The sequence below is a fragment of the Ideonella flava genome, assembly GCF_051857595.1.
GTDB lineage: Bacteria > Pseudomonadota > Gammaproteobacteria > Burkholderiales > Burkholderiaceae_C > Ideonella.
The window spans coordinates 297,368-315,294 of the sequence record NZ_JBPZHD010000001.1; the positions used below are offsets into that span (position 1 = coordinate 297,368).

Here is a 17,927-nt window from a genome sequence, read left to right on the forward strand (position 1 = left end):
CTCAGTTCCGCAGAATCCACTTTCTCAGCAACGGCGGCCAGATCCAGGAATAGGCGACGTACCCGAACAGGGCCCAGCTGACGGGGCCGGCCCAGGCCGGCGCATGCACCGCGAGCAGGCGCACGCCGATGATGCCGCCTATCCAAAGCGCGATCGAGCCAGCCCATCCGTAGCGCTGAAACGGCCATAAGGGCAGCAACGACCAGTGGGTGGCAGCCGTCAGCTCCTTGGTCAGGCGCAGCCAGTGCGGGTTGGTCGGATCGGCTTGCAGCAGCTCCCTGTAGCAGCGCAAGGCCGCCCGGTGACGACCCGCCGTGACGAGCGCCGCAGCCAGCATGGCGATGGTCGCCTGGTCTTCGGGATGTCCGGCCAGCAAGCGTTGCAGCGCAGGTCCCTGTGCGCCGCGACTGCCCCGGACCAGATCGCACAGCGCTTGCAGCCGAAGGGCATCCGCGTCGTCGGGCGCGATGCGCAACGCCTCCGAGGCGAGAGCGCTCGCCTTGTCGATGTTCAAGGCATGCAGCATCACCCGGGCGTACAGAACGTAAAGATGCGGCCAGCGGGGGTGCTCGCGCAGCAGCGAAAGGACGATCTCTTCCGCCTGGGGAAGCTGGTTCTCCTCGGTGAGGACCATCGCGAGCAGGGCGCGAGCCGGCGTGTGGTGGGGCTCGCGCTGCAGCAGCTGCGTCAGGTGCTCTCGTGCCGAGGCGTTGGCGTCATCGATCCAGTCGGCGCGCGCGGCCAGGTACAGCAGCTCGGCGTCATATGGGTCGTCCCGCAATGCCGCGGCCAGGAGCGGCCGGGCTGCTGCCGTGCGACGCCTGTCGAGCAGCTCGTCGATGGCATGGCGTCGGGCCAGAGCCTGCGATGCCGTGTCGGGGTCGGGGTGGCCGAAGGCAGGATCCTGGGTGTTCATGACGAAGGGCTGGACAGGGTGAGGGCGTAGGCGATGGCAAACGGCAAGGCATTCGCAACAAGGATGACGGCGAGACCGGCGATCCAGCCGTTCGGCCGTTTCAAGCCCATCAGGCTGGCCGCACGGTCCAGCTCCCGGTGGCGCCAATGGAGCAGGCCGAACAGCGCCAGCGCGAAGGCGCGATTCGCATATCGCCATGCGCCGGGCCCCAGGGCCTGGGCGGTTGCCGCCCGCATGGCGTCGTAGCCTTCCCACAGCGGCAGGACGAAAAGCCAGACCAGCGTCGCGATGACCAGCAGCGCAAGAAACACCGCGTCCTTTCGCCAGCGACGGCAACGGTGGATGTTCAGCGCTCCGATCGCGAGCACGCCGACGGGTCCGGCGAGGAAGGCGCAGGCAAAGCTGGTGGTCGAGCTGTAGGGAGCGGCAGGCGGAGCGCTGCCCGTGCCGCTGAGGCTCGGTTGAAGCAGCCAGCCGCCGGCAGGCAACGCGCCGGCGCCTTCGGGCTCCGCGGCTTCGCGGTTGTCGTTTCGAAACATCTTCTCCCTCTCCGTCCGGATTGTAGGCGCCGCTCCTCGTCGCCCAGGCCGCGCACGCCGGTTGCCCCGAGCTCGGCAGACAAGGCCCTGCCGCGCAGGTAGGCGGGCCTTGCGGCGCATGCTGGCGTCTCGGCATGGCCGTTGAGCGCGGAGGTGTGCCATGGGTCGCGCATATCGCTTCATCGTTCGGGTCTTCTGGGCCGTGGTCCTGACATCGCTGGCGATGCCTGCGGCGTCGGCGGAGGAAGCGCTTTCCACCGAAGGCATCAGCCGCGCCAGCGACGCGGTGGTCGGCGTGATCAGCGTGGCGGTCGATAACGCCAGTTCCAGCGCCACGCTCGGCCCCGTGCGAAAGGGTTCGGGCGTCGTCATCGGACCGGACGGCCTCGTGCTGACCATCGGCTACCTGATCCTCGAGGCGGACCAGGTGCAGCTGATGACGGACCAGGGCCGCCGCATCCCGGCCCGGGTGGTGGGCTACGACGTGGCCACAGGCTTCGGCCTGGTCAAGGCCCTCATCCCCCTGCCCGTGCCGGCCGCCCCGATGGGCGACCCGGCGGCCATCGGCGACGACGATACGCTGCTCATCATCTCCGGCGGCGAGGATGCCGGCATCAGCATGGCCCGCCGGGTGTCGCAACGGGCCTTCTCGGGCTACTGGGAATACCACCTCGACCACGCCCTGTTCACCGTGCCGGCGCGCATGGACCACAGCGGCGCCGCGCTGTTCAACCTGCGGGGCGAGTTGCTGGGGGTCGGATCGCTGTTCGTGGGCGACGCTCTGGGGCCGGGCCAGCCGCCGATGCACGGCAACATGTTCGTGCCGGTCGACCTGCTCAAGCCCATCCTGAACGAGATGCTGGCCCAGGGGCGCTCCGCGCAGAGCCAGCGGGCCTGGATGGGCGTGAATTGCATCGAGATCGATGGCGAGGTGCGCGTGCTGCGTGTCAACTCGCCGAGTCCGGCCGAGGCCGCGGGCCTGCAACCGGGCGACCGCATCGTGCGCATCGATGGCCAGGCCGTCGACACGCTTGACACGCTTTGGCAGCGGCTGTGGACCGGCGGCGCCGCCGAGCGGGACGTGTCGCTCGACATCCAGCGAGAAGGCCGGCCGATGCAGGTTCCGTTGCACACCGTGGACCGGCAGAGCACGCTCAAGCAGCCCCTGGGAACCTGACGGCGCCCGGTGCCGGTCAGCCCAGTGCGGACGAGATCGTCGGGTATCGCAGCTTCACGCGCAGCTCCTGCTTCAGCCGGCGATTGGACAGGCGCCGCGACTCCGACAGGAAGCTCAGCTGGACCGGGGTCATGCAGGCCTGCGCCTCGGCGCGGCTGATCCGCGGCGGACGGGGCAGGCCGCTGCGATCCGCCACCAGGTCGAAATGCGCGCCCGTCTTCAGCGCCCCGTCGTCGCAGGCGTGGTAGATGCGTTGCGGCGCTCCCCGCATCAAGGCGGCCCGGCAGGCCCGCGCGAGGTCGTCCGCGTGGATGTGGTTGGTGTAAACGTCTTCGTCATCGTTCAGCACCGGTGCGCCACGCCGCACGCGCTCGCGCGGATCGCCGCCTTCGCGGTCCAGGGCGTAGATGCCCGGAATGCGCAGCACGCTGACACGCCATCCGAAGGCGCGGCCCGCCCAACGCAGCCGGGCCTCCGCATCCACCCGCCTCTGCGCGCGCGGCGTGGCCGGAGCACACCGGCGCGTCTCGTCCAGCCAGGCGCCACCGCAATCGCCGTACACCCCGGTCGTGCTGGCGTAGACGATGTGACGCGGTGGCGAGCGACGCGCCAGCGCATTCACGAGATGGGCTGTTCGGGGATCGGTGGTGCCGGTGGCCGGCGGAGGTGCCAGATGCAGCACGGCATCGGCCAGCCCGGCGAGCCTGTCCAGCGTGGCCGGCACGTCCAGGTTGCCCACGATGGGGACGGCGCCCGCCGCGCGCAACTCGGGCGCCCGGTCGGCCGAGCTCGTCAGCGCCAGCACGCGCCAGCGGCCCTGCAGCAGGCGAAGCACGCGCAGGCCGACATCCCCGCAGCCGACGATCAGCAGGACGGGGCGGCGATGCACGGGGGGCAGTGGTCTGGGCATTCCTGCGATGGGCGGGCGGTGACGGTCGCGCGGGCACAATGACGGGCCGGTCGCCGCGGAAGTCTAGGGCGCCGGGCTGGCTCGTTTCGCTCCATCATGACCTTCACCGTCACGCTCACGCCTTCCCAACGAACATTCGATGTCACCCGCGACGAGCCCATTCTCGTCGCCGCCATCCGCCAGGGCATAGGGCTGCCCTACGGTTGCAAGGATGGAGCCTGCGGGACCTGCAAGAGCCGGCTGCTCGAAGGCCGCGTGATCCACGGAGCGCACCAGTCCAAGGCCCTGTCGGAGGCGGAAGAGGCGGCCGGGCTGATCCTCACCTGCTGCGCCACGCCCCAGACCGATTGCCTGGTCGAGGCTCGCACGGTGCCGGGGGCGGGCGAGTTTCCCATCCTCAAGATGCCGGGCCGGGTCCTCGCCATCCAGCGCGTGGCGAGCGACGTGGCGGTGTTGCGCATCCAGCTGCCGGCCAACCAGAACTTCCAGTTCCACGCCGGCCAGTACATCGAATTCATCCTGCGCGACGGCGCACGCCGCAGCTACTCGATGGCGAATGCGCCGCACAACCTCGGCACGCCGCCTTCGATCGAGCTGCACATCCGGCACATGCCGGGCGGCAAGTTCACCGACCATGTGTTCGGCGCGATGAAGGAGAAGGACATCGTCCGCATGGAGGGGCCGTTCGGCAGCTTCTTCCTGCGCGAGGATTCCGACAAGCCGATGGTGCTGCTCGCCTCGGGCACCGGCTTCGCGCCCATCAAGGCACTCATCGAGCGCCTGGAGGAGCTGGGCAGCACGCGACCGATGGTGCTTTACTGGGGCGCGCGATCGAGGGCCGATCTCTACCTGAACGACTGGGCCGTCTCCGCCGCCGCGCGCCTGCCGAGCCTGCGCTACGTTCCCGTCCTCTCCGAACCCCTGCCGCAGGACCAGTGGGGAGGCCGGACCGGCTTCGTCCATCGCGCGGTGATGGACGACCTGCCCGACCTGTCGGGCCACCAGGTCTACGCCTGCGGCGTGCCGATCATGGTGGAGTCGGCCCACCGGGACTTTGTGGCCCAGTGCGGACTGCCGGAAGACGAGTTCTACGCCGACAGCTTTACCTCCGAGGCCGATAAGCATTAGGCCCCCACGGCCCCTTCCGGGGCCTGCCCCCCGAGGGGGCTCGCGCAGCGGATGGGACGAGGCCCCCACGCCCCCTCCGGGGGCTGCCCCCAAAGGGGGCTCGCGCAGCGGACCGGCAGAGCCGGATCCGCGCACGCCCCGGTAGGGAGCGGCGCTGCGCTTCGCTCGGGGGCAGCTACTGCCGGAGCCGCCCAGGGGGTTCCACGACAGACCGGAAGAGGCGGATCCGGGCGCGCGTGGAGGAAGCGGCGCTGCGCGCCGGCATCAACCGACCTCGGCTCGGTAGCGGGCGGCCTCTTCGTCCAGCCAGGCGGCAAAGGTGGCGAGCACGGGCGACGCGGCCTTGTGCTCGGGGTAGATCAGGTAGTAGCAGCGATCGCTGAGGAGTTCCTGAGGCAGCAATTGCACGAGCCGCCCGCTGGCCAGTTCGTTGTCCACCAGCATGCGAGGCACCAGGGCCACGCCCAGCCCCTGTGCCGCGGCTTCGCTCAGCATGGAGAACAGCTCCAGCCGAGGGCCGGCCATGTCGTTCTCGACCGTCAGGCCGAGCGATTCGAACCAGTGGCGCCAGGCATAGGGGCGCGTGCTCGCCTGCAGCAGCGGCAGCTTCGCCAGGTCGGCGGGCGACCAGTGCGGGCGGCTGGCCGCCAACGATGGACTGGCCACGGTGATCATCGGCTCGGGCATCAGCAGCCGCCCCTCCGTCCCCGGCCACAGTCCGACGCCGGGGTGGATGGCCGCGTCGAGCTCGGTGTCGGCGAACAGGAAGGGGCGGGTTCGCGAGCTGAAGTGCACGGTGATGCCCGGATGCAGGGCGTGGAAGCGGCCCAGGCGAGGCAGCAGCCATTGGGTCGCGAAGGTGGGCACCACCGCCAGCTCCAGCGAGCCGCCCTGCCCGCCCTGGCCGGCCTGGGCCATCAGGTCGAGCGTGTCCCGCTCGACCTCGTCGAGCCGCGCCGCCACGCTGCGCGCGTAGCGTTGGCCGGCCTCGGTCAGGCCCACTCCACGCTGGCCGCGGCGGAACAGCGACACGCCGAGGAAGGATTCGAGCGAGGCGATCTGCCGGCACACCGCGCTCTGCGTGACCGCCAGTTCGGCGGCCGCCTTGGTGAAGCTCTGGTGCCGCGCGGCCGCCTCGAAGGCGGCCAGGGCGGCAGTGGAAGGCAGCTTGCGTCTCATCCCGGAGTTCTTGAATCGCACAGATGAGTGCGAAAAATACGTTTGATCGGCCTGAAAGTCGATTCTATGATTCCAGGCCGGAACAATTGGAGACTTCGCCATGGCCCACCGCGCCGCCTTCCACTGGGATGACCCGCTGCTGCTGGACCAGCAGCTCACCGACGACGAGCGCCAGGTGCGTGATGCCGCCCGCGCCTACTCCCAGGACAGGCTGATGCCGCGCGTGCTGGAGGCCTTCCGCCACGAGAAGACCGACCCGGCGATCTTCCGGGAGATGGGCGAGCTGGGCCTGCTGGGCCCGACCATCCCCGAGGTCTACGGCGGTGCCGGCCTGAACTACGTCTGCTACGGCCTGGTGGCGAGGGAGGTCGAGCGCGTCGACTCCGGCTACCGTTCGATGATGAGCGTGCAGTCCTCGCTGGTGATGGTGCCGATCAACGAGTTCGGCACCGAGGCGCAGAAGCAGAAGTACCTGCCGAAGCTGGCGACCGGCGAGTGGATAGGCTGCTTCGGCCTGACCGAGCCCAACCACGGGTCGGACCCGGGAAGCATGGTCACGCGCGCCCGCAAGGTGCCGGGCGGCTACAGCCTCAGCGGCGCCAAGATGTGGATCACCAACAGCCCCATCGCCGATGTCTTCGTCGTCTGGGCCAAGGACGACGAAGGCCAGATCCGCGGGTTCGTCCTCGAGAAGGGCTTCAAGGGTCTCAGCGCTCCGGCCATCCACGGCAAGGTGGGCCTGCGGGCCTCCATCACCGGCGAGATCGTGATGGACGAGGTCTTCTGCCCCGAGGAGAACGCCTTCCCCGAGGTGCGCGGCCTCAAGGGCCCCTTCACCTGCCTGAACAGCGCGCGCTACGGCATCGCCTGGGGCGCGCTGGGCGCGGCCGAGTTCTGCTGGCACACCGCCCTGCAGTACACGCTGGACCGCAAGCAGTTCGGCAAGCCGCTGGCCGCCAACCAGCTGGTGCAGAAGAAGCTCGCCGACATGCAGACCGAGATCACGCTGGGCCTGCAAGGCTGCCTGCGCCTGGGACGCATGAAGGACGAAGGCACCGCGGCGGTCGAGATCACGTCGATCATGAAGCGCAACTCCTGCGGCAAGTCGCTCGACATCGCCCGTGTCGCGCGGGACATGCTCGGCGGCAACGGCATCTCCGACGAGTTCGGCATCGCGCGGCACCTGGTCAACCTGGAGGTGGTCAACACCTACGAGGGGACGCACGACGTGCATGCGTTGATCCTCGGCCGTGCCATGACCGGCATCCCGGCCTTCTGACCATGTTGGCGGGCGGCGCGCTGCAGGGCCTGAAGGTCCTGGATCTCTCCCGCGTCCTCGCGGGTCCGTGGGCGGGCCAGTTGCTGGGAGATCTCGGGGCCGACGTCGTCAAGGTGGAGCGCCCCGGCGCGGGAGACGACACGCGCACCTGGGGGCCTCCGTGGGTGGAGGCACCCGACTCGGACGAGCGGCAGGCCGCCTACTTCCAGTGCGCCAACCGCAACAAGCGCTCCGTCGCCATCGACCTGGCGACGCCCGAAGGCCAGGCCCAGGTGCGCGCCCTGGCCGCCAGGGCCGACGTGGTGCTGGAGAACTTCAAGGTCGGCGGCCTCGAGGCCTACGGGCTCGACTATCCGAGCCTCCAGGCCGTGAACCCCAGGCTGGTCTACTGCTCGATCACCGGCTTCGGGCAGACCGGCCCGTACGCGCCGCGTGCGGGCTACGACTTCCTGATCCAGGGCATGGGCGGCCTGATGAGCCTGACCGGGCGCGCCGAAGGCGAAGAAGGCGCCGGCCCACAAAAGGTCGGGGTGGCGGTGGTCGACATCATGACCGGCCTGTACGCCACGATCGCCGTGCTGGCAGCGCTGAGCCATCGCGAGCGCAGCGGCGAGGGCCAGCACATCGATCTCGCCCTGCTGGACGTGCAGGTCGCGACCCTGGCCAACCAGGCGGCCAACTACCTCAGCAGCGGCGAGGCTCCGCGGCGACTGGGCAACGCCCATCCCAACATCGTCCCCTACCAGGACTTCCCCACCGCTGACGGCGACATGATCCTGGCGATCGGCAACGACGGACAGTTCGCGCGTTTTTGCAGCATCGCCGGCCACGCCGAATGGGCCGTCGACGAACGCTTCTCGACCAATCCGGCGCGGGTGGCGAATCGCGCCGTGCTGATCCCGCTGCTTCGCCAGGCGACGGTGATGCGCACGACCGCCGGGTGGATCGCCGCGCTGGAGGCCGAGGCCGTGCCCTGCGGCCCCATCAACCGGCTGGACCAGGTCTTCGCGGACCCGCAGGTGCAGTCGCGGCAGATGAAGATCGCGCTGCCGCATCCGACGTTCGGCGAGGTGCCGCTGGTGGCCAACCCCATACGGCTGTCCGCCTCGCCGGTGACCTACCGCACGGCTCCGCCTTCGCTCGGCGAGCACACCGCGCAGGTCCTGGCCGACTGGTTGCGCTGACAGCCAGGCCCTTCAGGCCGAGCTTGTCGTTCCAGCCTGCGGGGACCAGAATTTGCGATGGTGGTCGCCGGCCCTGAGCGGTCGAGGCGGCATCCCATCCAAGTGGTGGTTCACAGGGAGCGACTCATGAGCAAGCTTGTTCGTGGCGGCCTGCTGGCCGCGATGCTGGTGTTCGCGTGCGGGACCAGCCTGGCCAAGCCGCCCAACATGGTGTTCATCCTGGCCGATGACCTGGACGCCGCCGCCGCGGCGCAGATGGTCCAGGTCAAGTCCATGCTGGCCGAGCAGGGCGCGGACTTCAAGCGGCACTACGTGAGCCTGTCCTTGTGCTGCCCCTCCCGGGTCACGACCCTGCGCGGGCAATTCGCGCACAACACCACCATCTTCAAGAACGAGCTGCCGGACGGCGGCTTCGGCAAGACCTACGAACTGGGCCTGGAAAACTCCACGGTGGCCACCTGGCTGCAAGGCGCGGGCTATCGGACAGCGCTTTTCGGCAAGTACCTCAACGGGTATCCGGAAGGCGCGCCCTCCAGCGCCTACATCCCGCCCGGGTGGACCGAATGGATGAGTCCCAACGCGGGCACGCCGTACAAGAACTTCAACTACACGATGAACCACAACGGCGTCCCCGAGAGCTACGGCAGCGCGGACGGCGACTACCTCACCGACGTCATCTCCCGGGCCGCGTCCGACTTCATCCGCCGCAGCGTCGAGCAGCACCCGGAACAGGCGTTCTTCGTCTACCTCGCGCCCTATGCGCCGCACGCGCCAGCGATCCCGGCCCCCCGCCACTCCGGCGCGTTCAAGGGCATCAAGGCGCCGCGCACGGTGTCGTTCAACGAGAGCGACGTGACGGACAAGCCCAGCTGGGTGCGGACCTTGCCGTTGCTCACCTCCACCCAGGTCAAGGCCATGGACAAGCTCTACGTCAAGCGCCGGCAATCGCTGCTGGCCGTGGATGAGCTGGTGCAGAGCGTCGTCAACACCCTGCAATCGGTCGGCGAACTCGGCAACACCTATGTCTTCTTCACCTCCGACAACGGCTATCACCAGGGCCAGCACCGGCTGGACTCCGGGAAGATGAGCGCCTTCGAAGAAGACATCATCGTGCCGCTGTTCGTGCGCGGACCGGGGGTCGCGCCCGGGCTGGCCATCACCCAGATCACGGCGAACGTCGACTACGCCTCGACCTTCGCCGCGATGGCCGGCGTGAACACGCCGTCCTTCGTCGACGGCCGTTCGTTCCTGCCGCTGCTTCTCGGCCAGACGCCACCGCCCTGGCGACAGGCCCTTCTCCTCGAGCACAAGTCCGCTCCGTCCGAGCCCTTCCGTGGACCCGGCAGCCCGCTGGAACCCTCCGACCCGTTCGACGGCCAGGTCGGGCTAGGAGGCACGATCAGCGGCTTCACAGGCCTGCGCCTGGCCGACGGCACGACGTACCTGGAATACGAGGTCAACGAGTTCGAGCTCTACGACAACAACCTCGACTCGGCGCAGCTTCGCAACAGCTATGCCACCACGCCGCCGCAGACGCGGCAGCGTCTGGCCGGGTGGCTGGCCAGCCTCAAGTCGCTGGCCGGCGAGCAACTTCGCCAGGCGGAACTGCAACCGCCCTGAACCAGCCCAAAGTTCAAGGAAGCTCATGACGGTTCCGGGCGTTACGCCCGTAACCGGTGGATCGCTTGTTGCCCAATGAAGACGTTTGCAAGAATCGGCCGCAGTCCGCATCGCGGCGGCCTTCCGTCCATCCGTCCTTCAACGAACACGGGGAGAGCCTTCCATGGGCCCAATCTTCCGCCGCCGCCTGTGGGCGGCTGTGATCGGTCTGCTTGTCGCGGCATCGGCAGCCGCCAAGGCGCCGAACATCGTCTTCATCCTCACAGATGACCTCGATGTCGCCGCCGCTGCGCAGATGCCGCTGGTGAAGTCCCTGATCACGGACCAGGGAACGAACTTCCGGCGCCACTACGTCAGCCTTTCGCTCTGCTGCCCGTCGCGGGTGGCGACCTTGCGCGGCCAATTCGCGCACAACACCGGCATCTACACGAACAACCTGCCGGACGGAGGCTTCGAGCTGACGCATTCGCAGGGCCTGGAGAGCTCCACGCTGGCGACCTGGCTCACCTCGGCCGGCTACCGCACCGCCCTGTTCGGCAAGTACCTCAATGGCTACCCCGACACCGCGCCGGCCGACTTCGTGCCGCCAGGCTGGAACGAGTGGATGAGCCCGGTGGCCGGCGACCCGCACGATGGCTTCAACTACACGATGAACCACAACGGGAAGGCCGAGAACCACGGCAGCAACGAGAACGACTACCTGACCGACGTCATCTCCAACGCGACGGCCGGTTTCATCCGCGACTCGGTCAATCGCTTTCCGCAGCAGCCCTTCTTCATCTACCTGGCGCCCTACACGCCGCATTCGCCGGCCACGCCGGCACCGCGCCACGCCAAGGCCTTCAAGGGCATCCAGGCCCCCCGGACTCCGTCCTGGAACGAAAGCGACGTGAGCGACAAGCCGGCCTGGGTCCGCACCCTGCCCACGCTGAATTCCACCCAGATCCAGGGCATCGACAAGCTCTACCGCAAGCGCCGGCAGACGCTGCTGTCGATCGACGAGATGGTTCAGAACGTCATCCAGACGCTCAGCGATACGGGCCAGTTGTCCAACACCTACGTCCTGTTCTCTTCCGACAACGGCTATCACCAGGGCCAGCACAGGCTCGATTCGGGAAAGAACACCGGCTTCGAGGAGGACATCCTGGTGCCGCTGTACGTGCGAGGCCCGGGCGTGCCCGCCGGGCGGACGGAGGACCGCCTGACCGCCAACGTCGACTACGCACCGACCTTCGCCGAGATCGCCGGCATCGCGCCGCCCAGCTTCGTCGATGGCCGGTCCCTGGTGCCGCTGATGCACGGACAGACGCCACCCACCTGGCGCCAGGCCCTGCTGCTGGAGCACAAGGCCGGGCCGGGCTCCAAGCTGGTCGGCAAGCAGAAGACCCCGCGCGAGCCGGCCGACCCCTGGGATGCCCTGAACATCGAAGGCAACGGTGCCGACGGCTACGTCGGCCTGAGGCTGGCCGATGGAACGACCTACCTGGAGTACGAGACCGGAGAGCACGAGCTCTACAACAACATCAACGATCCCTCCCAGTTGCGCAACATCTACGCCCAGACGCCCCCCTGGAACAAGCAGCGCCTCGCCGACTGGACCGGCGCGCTGAAGACCGCCAGCGGCGCCGCGCTGCGCGAAGCCGAGCTCGATGCGCCCTGACGCATGAGCCTGCCGAACCGCCCGCGGGGGTACATTCCCACCCGGGCGAGACCGGCCGCGGACTCCGCGGCCGCAGTGGCAGGCCGGTGCGGATTCACTGCGGCGCCGGGACCAGCCCGCTTCGCAAAGCAAGGTAAAGGCTGCAGACCTGCCGTTGCCCCACCTGGGCAGCCGGTAGCAGAATTCTTGGGCTCTTCAGAGGGAGACACGCCATGCGCTCGGTGCTCAGACTGGCGACGGTGGTCGTGCTGGCGCTTCACGTCGCGTGCGGCGGCGGCAGCAGCAACGTGACGCGGCCGCCTGACCAGCAGTCGCCCAACATCGTCTTCATCCTGACCGATGACCAGGCCCTGACCGACCTGGCCTACATGCCCCAGGTGAAGGCCCTGCTCGTCGACCAGGGCATGACCTTCCAGAACCACTACGTCACCCTGTCGCTGTGTTGCCCTTCGCGGGTGACCGGCCTGAGGGGCCAGTTCGCGCACAACACCGACATCTTCGACAACAGCGCTCCCGACGGCGGCTTTGCCGCGGTCTATGCGCTGGGGCTGGAGCAGTCCACCGTAGCCACGTGGCTGTCCGCGGCCGGCTACCGCACGGCGATGCTCGGCAAATACCTCAACGGGTACCCGGACACCGCGCCCTCGAAGACCTACATCCCGCCCGGCTGGACGGAATGGGTCAGCCCGAACGACGGCAACCCGTACAAGGAATACAACTACACGCTCAACGTCAACGGCACCAGCGTGTCCTATGGCGAAACGGAGGCCGACTACCTGACCGACGTGCTGTCGACCAAGGCGGTCGACTTCATCAACCGCTCGATCGACCAGCATCCGGGCCAGCCGTTCTTCCTCTACCTGGCGAGTTATGCGCCGCATGCGCCGGCCACGCCGGCACCGCGGCATGCCAACCTCTTCCCCGGGGCCCAGGCGCCGCGAACGGCTTCGTTCAACGAAGCCGACGTCAGCGACAAACCACCCTGGGTGCAGGCCCAACCCCTGTTGACAGCCACGCAGATCGCCGACATCGACGACCTGTACCGCAAGCGCCTGCAATCGCTGCAGGCTGTCGACGAGATGGTCAAGGCCATCGTCGACACGCTGCAGGCGAAGGGGCAGTTGGCCAACACCTACATCTTCTTCGCCTCGGACAACGGGTTCCACCAGGGCCAGCACAGGCTCGACTCCGGGAAGATGACGGCATTCGAGGAGGACCTGCGGGTGCCTCTGGTGGTTCGCGGCCCCGGCATCGTGGCGGGCAGTTCGGCCACGGCCATGACGGCCAACGTGGATTACGCATCGACCTTTGCCGAGATCGCCGGCGCGACCGCGCCGAGCTTCGTCGATGGCCGCTCGCTCGTGCCGGTGCTGGCGGGCCAGGCGCCTGCGGACTGGCGGCAGGCTCTGCTGCTCGAGCACAAGACCGTCAAGAATCCCGACGAGAACCTGCTCGCGCGCAACGGCACCCTGGAGCCCTCCGACCCGTTCGAAAAAGGAGCCGGCGGCTCGCGTCCGGACATCGCGCCGTTCTCCGGCCTGCGGACGGTGGACGGCAAGACCTACGTCGAATACGAGGACGGCAGCTTCGAGCTGTACGACAACGACACCGATCCGGCCCAGCTGACCAACGTCTACTCCAGCACCCCGCCGGATCGCAAGCTGCAGCTGTCGCGCTGGCTGGGCACGCTCAAGGGCGCCTCGGGCACGACGCTGCGCCAAGCCGAACGCTCGCCCTGAGTCGCACGGTCGCCCGCCCGTTGGCCGCTGACCCCGCAGCCAACGGGCGCTTGACCGGCATGCCTACTTCGTCAGCAGCGCCGGTCCATCGCTTCCCAGTTCCACCGCGAACGCCAGCGCCAGGCGGCTGAACTTGATCGCGTGGTTGGCGTTGTTGCCGCTCTTGTCGATGGTGTCCTGCGGCGTGTGGATGTACGGGTTGTCCTGGCTCAACAGGGATTCGAACGGGAAGGACGCGACGTAGCCGTTGCGCGTCCACGAGGCGTGGTCGGAGCAGGCGTAGCCGCAGGCCCCCTGGTTGACCACCATCGAGGGCGTGTAGTAGGCCGCCAGGTTCTTGACGAAGGTGTTCTGCGCGGCGTTGGTGTAGTCGGTGATCATGGTGTAGTCGCTGGTGCCGCCCTGGTAGTTGGTCATGTCCAGCTGCAGCGCACCGATCACCTTCTTGCCCTTGGCCTTGTAGTCGGCGGCGATGGCCGCCGAGCCGAACAGGCCGATCTCTTCGGCCGCGTAGGCCATGAACTGGATGGTGCGGCGGGGCTGGTAGCCGCTCGAGAGCAGCACGCGCGCCACTTCGGTCAGGCTGGCGATGCCGGAAGCATCGTCATCAGCGCCGGGAGCGATGCTCTCCTCCTGCGTGTTGCCGATGGTCGAATCCAGGTGGCCCCCGATGACCACGATCTGCTTGGGACTGGTGGTCCCCTTGATCGTCATGATGACCGACTTCTGCGGCCAGTTGTGGCTGAACTGCTTGACCGTCACGTCGGCGCGGCCGGCCGCCAGAGCCTTCCAGGTCTTGACCAGGTCGTCGCTGGCATTCACCCCGTAGTGCGTCGCGTAGTAGCGGTTCTTGTAGTCGGTCGACAACTGCACGATGGTCGAGCGCACATTGCTTTCCTGCAGCTGCGGCAGCAGGGCGTTGACCTCGGCCTGGTTGTCGATCTCGTAGTTGACCTTGCCGGCGGTCTCCTGCCGCAGCAGCGCGGCCCTGAAGCCGGAGAGCTCCTGCCGGCCTTGCGCGCGGCTGGCGTGCATCACATAGCCTGCGCAGCGGTTCAGGCGCTGGTGCACGTCCTGCGACAGGCGCGGCAGCGCGTCGGAATCGACCCTCATCAGGTAGACGCTTTCGTCGCGCCTGACCAGCTTCGAGCTGCCCTCGGCCGCAGGGGCCTGCACAGGCAGGGTGTGGAGCTCCACCTGCTCGATGTCGGCGCCGGCGCGGCGCAGCAGGCGGTAGGCATCCTCGCCCACCGAGACCCAGACTTTCGGACCGGCGTGGGCGGCTCCCACCAGACAGGTCGCCAGGGTGCTCGATACCCAGGCGGCGCGGCGTAGATTCATGGTGCTCTCCTTGCGATCTTGAAGCAGATCAAACCAGGTGTTGTGGCACTGCGGCGGCGGCTCGCAGAGGCTGCGCGACAATAGCGGGTTCGCCCTGGCTGCCCATCCCAAGAATCGCGGCGGCTCCTTTATCTTTCTTGACCCTGTCGTTTGCGCAATGAGTGCCTTCAATGAAGAACGCGTGTTGAGCGTGCACCACTGGACGGATCGCCTCTTCAGCTTCACCACCACCCGTGACAGTTCGCTGCGCTTCTCGAACGGCCACTTCACGATGATCGGCCTGCGGGTCGAAGGCAAGCCGCTGCTGCGGGCCTACTCCATCGTCAGTGCCAACTACGAGGAGCATCTCGAATTCCTGAGCATCAAGGTGCCCGACGGCCCGCTCACTTCTCGCCTGCAGCACATCCAGCCCGGCGACACCATCATCGTCGGCCGCAAGCCCACCGGCACGCTGCTGATCGACTACCTCACGCCGGGCAAGCGCCTGTACCTGTTGTCCACCGGCACCGGCATGGCGCCCTTCCTGAGCATCGTGCGCGACCCGGAGACCTACGAGAAGTTCGAGCAGGTCATCCTCGTGCACGGCGTGCGCGAGGTGAAGGAGCTGGCCTACCAGGACTACCTCACGCGCGACCTGCCGGCGCACGAGTTCCTCGGCGAGATGGTCACCCGCCAGCTGATGTACTACCCCACCGTCACCCGCGAGCCCTACAAGCACCAGGGCCGGGTGACGACGGTGATCGAGAACGGCCAGCTCGCCCATGACCTGCGCCTGCCGCCGCTGAACGCGGCCGAGGACCGGGTGATGATCTGCGGCAGCCCCGCGATGCTGCGCGACCTGAAGGCCATGATGGAAGAGCGCGGCCTGAAGGAAGGCAACACCTCCACGCCGGGCGACTATGTGATCGAACGAGCCTTCGTCGACCAGTAGGGCCGGACACGGCTCGACGTGATCCCGATCGGAGGACTGACGCTGCTGCACGCCGACGACGATCTCGTCGCCGTCGACAAGCCCGCGGGCATGCTCTCCGTACCGGGCCGAGGCGCCGACAAGGCCGACTGCGCGGCCAGTCGCGTGCAGGGCGCCTTTCCCGACGCCCTCATCGTGCACCGGCTGGACATGGGCACCTCCGGCATCCTCGTCTTCGGCCGCGGCGCGGCGGCGCAACGCAAGCTCAGCATCGCCTTTGCCGAGCGCAAGGTCTGCAAGCGCTACGTGGCCATCGTCACCGGCCACATGACCGCCGATCAGGGCACGGTGGACCTGCCCCTGATCTGCGACTGGCCGAACCGCCCGCGGCAGATGGTGTGCCACGAGCACGGCAAGCCTTCGCTCACCCGCTGGCGCGTGCTGGCACGCTCGCCCGGCGAAGCCGCCACGACCCGCGTCGAGCTCGAGCCGCTGACCGGACGCTCGCACCAGCTGCGGGTGCATCTGCAGGCCATCGGCCATCCGATCCTCGGCGACGAGCTGTACGCGCCGCCCGACGTGCTGGCCCTGGCGCCGAGGTTGTTGCTGCATGCCGAGCGCCTGACACTGCCGCATCCCGCGCAGCCCGCCGGCAGCCCGCCGCTGTCGCTGTCCTCGCCCTGCCCTTTCTGAGCCTTCCACCCATGCGCCAACCCGTCGACCTGCCCAAGGCCTACCGCCTGCTGAACCACGGCCCCACCGTTCTCGTCAGCGCCCGGCATGGCGGCTTGCGCAACGTGATGGCGGCCGCCTGGGCCATGCCGCTCGACTTCGACCCGCCCAAGGTCGCCGTCGTGCTCGACAAGGCCACCTACACCCGCGAGTTGGTGGAGCAGTCGAACCACTTCGCCCTCAGCGTGCCGTGCCAGGCGCAGGTTCGAGTGGTGCACGCCGTGGGCAGCCACAGCGGGCGCGGCATCGACAAGTTCGCGGACTACGGCCTGCAGGCGCTGGAAGAGCCGACCGCGCAGTCCCCCCTGGTGGCCGGCTGTGTGGCCTGGCTGGATTGCGTGCGCATCCCGCAGCCCGAGCAGGAGGCCCGGTTCGACCTCTTCCTCGGCGAGGTGACGGGCGCCTGGGCCCTGGCGAGCGTCTTCACCGCCGGCCACTGGCACTTCGATCCGGCGCAGCCCGAACTGCGCACGCTGCACCACATCGCCGGGGGCCACTTCTTCGCCATCGGCGAACCCGTGGGGGAGTAGGGCCGCCACGCCCCTTTCCAGGGGCTGCCCCCTGAGGGGGCTCGTGAAATGGAGCCCCCACGCCCCTTTCCAGGGGCTGCCCCCCGGGGGGGCTCGCGCAGCGGACCGGCTAAGCCGGATCCGCGCAGGGCATGGGGCCCCCACGGCCCCTGCCGGGGCCTGCCCCCCGGGGGGGCTCGCGCAGCGGACCGGCTAAGCCGGATCCGCGCACGCCCTGGTAGGGAGCGGCGCTGCGCGCGCTCGGAAGGCGGCGAGCGACGGCGTGTGCCAGCCGTACGGGCTAAGAACTCGCTGGCGAGGCGGCCAGCGGGGCGCGCAGACGCTGCTCGAATTCGCGCGGCGCGACGTACTGCAGCACGGCGCGGGCGCGCGCCAGCGGCCCTTCGGCCGGCGGGACGGTGATCGCCAGGCCCAGCGACGGGTACATCAGCTGCACTTCGCCCTGGGCGCCGGCCACGCGCTGTGCCGGCGGGCCGAAACGCGCCAGCAAGGTGGGCTCGTCCAGCCGGGCCGCGGGAATGAAGGTGAGCGCCGAGACGACCAGCCGGCGGGCCGCCGCCAGGTCGTCCGCCGCCAACGCGTGGCGCTTCGACATCCCATCCGCCGAACGCTCGAAACGCGGCGAGCGCGCCAGCGCCTGCTCGAGCCAGCGCGGCTCTGCGGCCAGGCTCAGGACGAGCTTGCCGTCGATGAAGCCGGCGTGGAAGCTTTCGACATACGCCTCCAGCGCCGGCGGCTGCCCCTGCCCGCCGGCGAGCGCCAGCCGCAGGCCATCGCCGAACCGCGTTTCCAGGTCCGCCACCGAGGTGCGTCCCAGAGCCATGCCGAAGACGGCACTGCCGCCGTCCGGCGTGAGGTTGACCTGCCACGGCAAGCCGGAGGAGTCGCCCTGCGGTGCCATCGAAGAGGCGCGCCACGCACCCCAGCCCCAACCGAGGGCCAGCAGCAGCAAGGTCGCGGCCAGGGCCAGCACGGGTGCGCGTTGCCACCAGGGTCGATCTGGGCGGGCGGCGGGGCTTTCCGTGTTGACCATGGGCCGATTGTCGACGTGCCCCGCGGCTATCCTGCCGGCCTCGCCCCCAC

16 protein-coding genes are annotated in these 17,927 nt (G+C 68.7%); 10 read left to right on the top strand and 6 right to left on the bottom strand.

Going from position 1 to position 17,927, the window contains the following annotated elements; genetic code table 11:
- Position 1: 1 nt before the first annotated feature.
- Both ACS5PM_RS01390 and ACS5PM_RS01395 read right to left on the bottom strand, forming a co-directional pair.
- Complete coding sequence (locus tag ACS5PM_RS01390) at positions 2–916, bottom strand: tetratricopeptide repeat protein (protein WP_439384641.1); 915 nt, start codon at positions 914–916, stop codon at positions 2–4.
- Positions 913–1,455 (bottom strand): hypothetical protein, encoded by a 543-nt coding sequence (locus ACS5PM_RS01395; RefSeq protein WP_439384643.1) that lies wholly within the window; start codon positions 1,453–1,455, stop codon positions 913–915. The genes ACS5PM_RS01390 and ACS5PM_RS01395 overlap by 4 nt, the downstream gene beginning before the upstream one ends.
- A 160-nt stretch (positions 1,456–1,615) precedes the next feature.
- Here ACS5PM_RS01395 and ACS5PM_RS01400 point away from each other — a divergent pair, with 160 nt between their 5' ends.
- Positions 1,616–2,632: a S1C family serine protease gene (locus tag ACS5PM_RS01400; protein WP_439384645.1), complete on the top strand. Its 1,017-nt coding sequence runs from the start codon at positions 1,616–1,618 to the stop codon at positions 2,630–2,632.
- A 16-nt stretch (positions 2,633–2,648) separates the two neighbouring features.
- Here the strand turns inward: ACS5PM_RS01400 and ACS5PM_RS01405 are convergent, their stop codons facing one another.
- Positions 2,649–3,542: an SDR family oxidoreductase gene (locus ACS5PM_RS01405; protein ID WP_439384647.1), complete on the bottom strand. Its 894-nt coding sequence runs from the start codon at positions 3,540–3,542 to the stop codon at positions 2,649–2,651.
- 96 nt (positions 3,543–3,638) lie between these two features.
- Here ACS5PM_RS01405 and ACS5PM_RS01410 point away from each other — a divergent pair, with 96 nt between their 5' ends.
- On the top strand, positions 3,639–4,670 hold the full coding sequence (locus ACS5PM_RS01410) for a CDP-6-deoxy-delta-3,4-glucoseen reductase (RefSeq protein WP_439384650.1): 1,032 nt from the start codon (positions 3,639–3,641) through the stop codon (positions 4,668–4,670).
- A 264-nt stretch (positions 4,671–4,934) separates the two neighbouring features.
- Here the strand turns inward: ACS5PM_RS01410 and ACS5PM_RS01415 are convergent, their stop codons facing one another.
- Positions 4,935–5,849: a LysR family transcriptional regulator gene (locus ACS5PM_RS01415; protein WP_439384652.1), complete on the bottom strand. Its 915-nt coding sequence runs from the start codon at positions 5,847–5,849 to the stop codon at positions 4,935–4,937.
- A 100-nt stretch (positions 5,850–5,949) separates the two neighbouring features.
- On the opposite strand from ACS5PM_RS01415, the gene ACS5PM_RS01420 reads away from it, so the two are divergent.
- The 5 genes from ACS5PM_RS01420 to ACS5PM_RS01440 all read left to right on the top strand — a co-directional run bounded on the left by ACS5PM_RS01420 (position 5,950) and on the right by ACS5PM_RS01440 (position 13,331).
- Positions 5,950–7,128, top strand: coding sequence for an acyl-CoA dehydrogenase (locus ACS5PM_RS01420; RefSeq protein WP_439384654.1), 1,179 nt, complete (start codon positions 5,950–5,952; stop codon positions 7,126–7,128).
- A gap of 2 nt (positions 7,129–7,130) precedes the next feature.
- Entirely contained in the window at positions 7,131–8,312 is a 1,182-nt protein-coding gene (locus ACS5PM_RS01425; protein ID WP_439384656.1) for a CaiB/BaiF CoA transferase family protein, read from the top strand.
- Positions 8,313–8,438: 126 nt separating this feature from the next.
- Positions 8,439–9,932 (top strand): sulfatase family protein, encoded by a 1,494-nt coding sequence (locus ACS5PM_RS01430; RefSeq protein ID WP_439384658.1) that lies wholly within the window; start codon positions 8,439–8,441, stop codon positions 9,930–9,932.
- Positions 9,933–10,095: 163 nt separating this feature from the next.
- The gene (locus ACS5PM_RS01435; RefSeq protein WP_439384660.1) at positions 10,096–11,592 is read left to right on the top strand and encodes a sulfatase family protein; all 1,497 of its coding nucleotides are present in this window, start codon (positions 10,096–10,098) and stop codon (positions 11,590–11,592) included.
- Between the two features lie 212 nt (positions 11,593–11,804).
- Entirely contained in the window at positions 11,805–13,331 is a 1,527-nt protein-coding gene (locus ACS5PM_RS01440) for a sulfatase family protein (RefSeq protein ID WP_439384662.1), read from the top strand.
- Positions 13,332–13,394: 63 nt separating this feature from the next.
- Here ACS5PM_RS01440 and ACS5PM_RS01445 read toward each other — a convergent pair whose 3' ends face one another.
- Complete coding sequence (locus ACS5PM_RS01445; RefSeq protein ID WP_439384664.1) at positions 13,395–14,672, bottom strand: M20/M25/M40 family metallo-hydrolase; 1,278 nt, start codon at positions 14,670–14,672, stop codon at positions 13,395–13,397.
- A gap of 157 nt (positions 14,673–14,829) precedes the next feature.
- Here ACS5PM_RS01445 and ACS5PM_RS01450 point away from each other — a divergent pair, with 157 nt between their 5' ends.
- The 3 genes from ACS5PM_RS01450 to ACS5PM_RS01460 are packed head-to-tail and all read left to right on the top strand — an operon-like array spanning position 14,830 to position 16,844.
- Positions 14,830–15,603, top strand: coding sequence for a ferredoxin--NADP reductase (locus ACS5PM_RS01450; protein ID WP_439384666.1), 774 nt, complete (start codon positions 14,830–14,832; stop codon positions 15,601–15,603).
- Between the two features lie 18 nt (positions 15,604–15,621).
- On the top strand, positions 15,622–16,275 hold the full coding sequence (locus ACS5PM_RS01455) for a pseudouridine synthase (RefSeq protein ID WP_439384668.1): 654 nt from the start codon (positions 15,622–15,624) through the stop codon (positions 16,273–16,275).
- A gap of 11 nt (positions 16,276–16,286) precedes the next feature.
- Positions 16,287–16,844, top strand: a complete 558-nt coding sequence (locus ACS5PM_RS01460) for a flavin reductase family protein (protein WP_439384670.1) — start codon at positions 16,287–16,289, stop codon at positions 16,842–16,844.
- 280 nt (positions 16,845–17,124) lie between these two features.
- Here ACS5PM_RS01460 and ACS5PM_RS01465 read toward each other — a convergent pair whose 3' ends face one another.
- The gene (locus ACS5PM_RS01465; protein ID WP_439384672.1) at positions 17,125–17,877 is read right to left on the bottom strand and encodes a hypothetical protein; all 753 of its coding nucleotides are present in this window, start codon (positions 17,875–17,877) and stop codon (positions 17,125–17,127) included.
- Positions 17,878–17,927 lie beyond the last annotated feature (50 nt).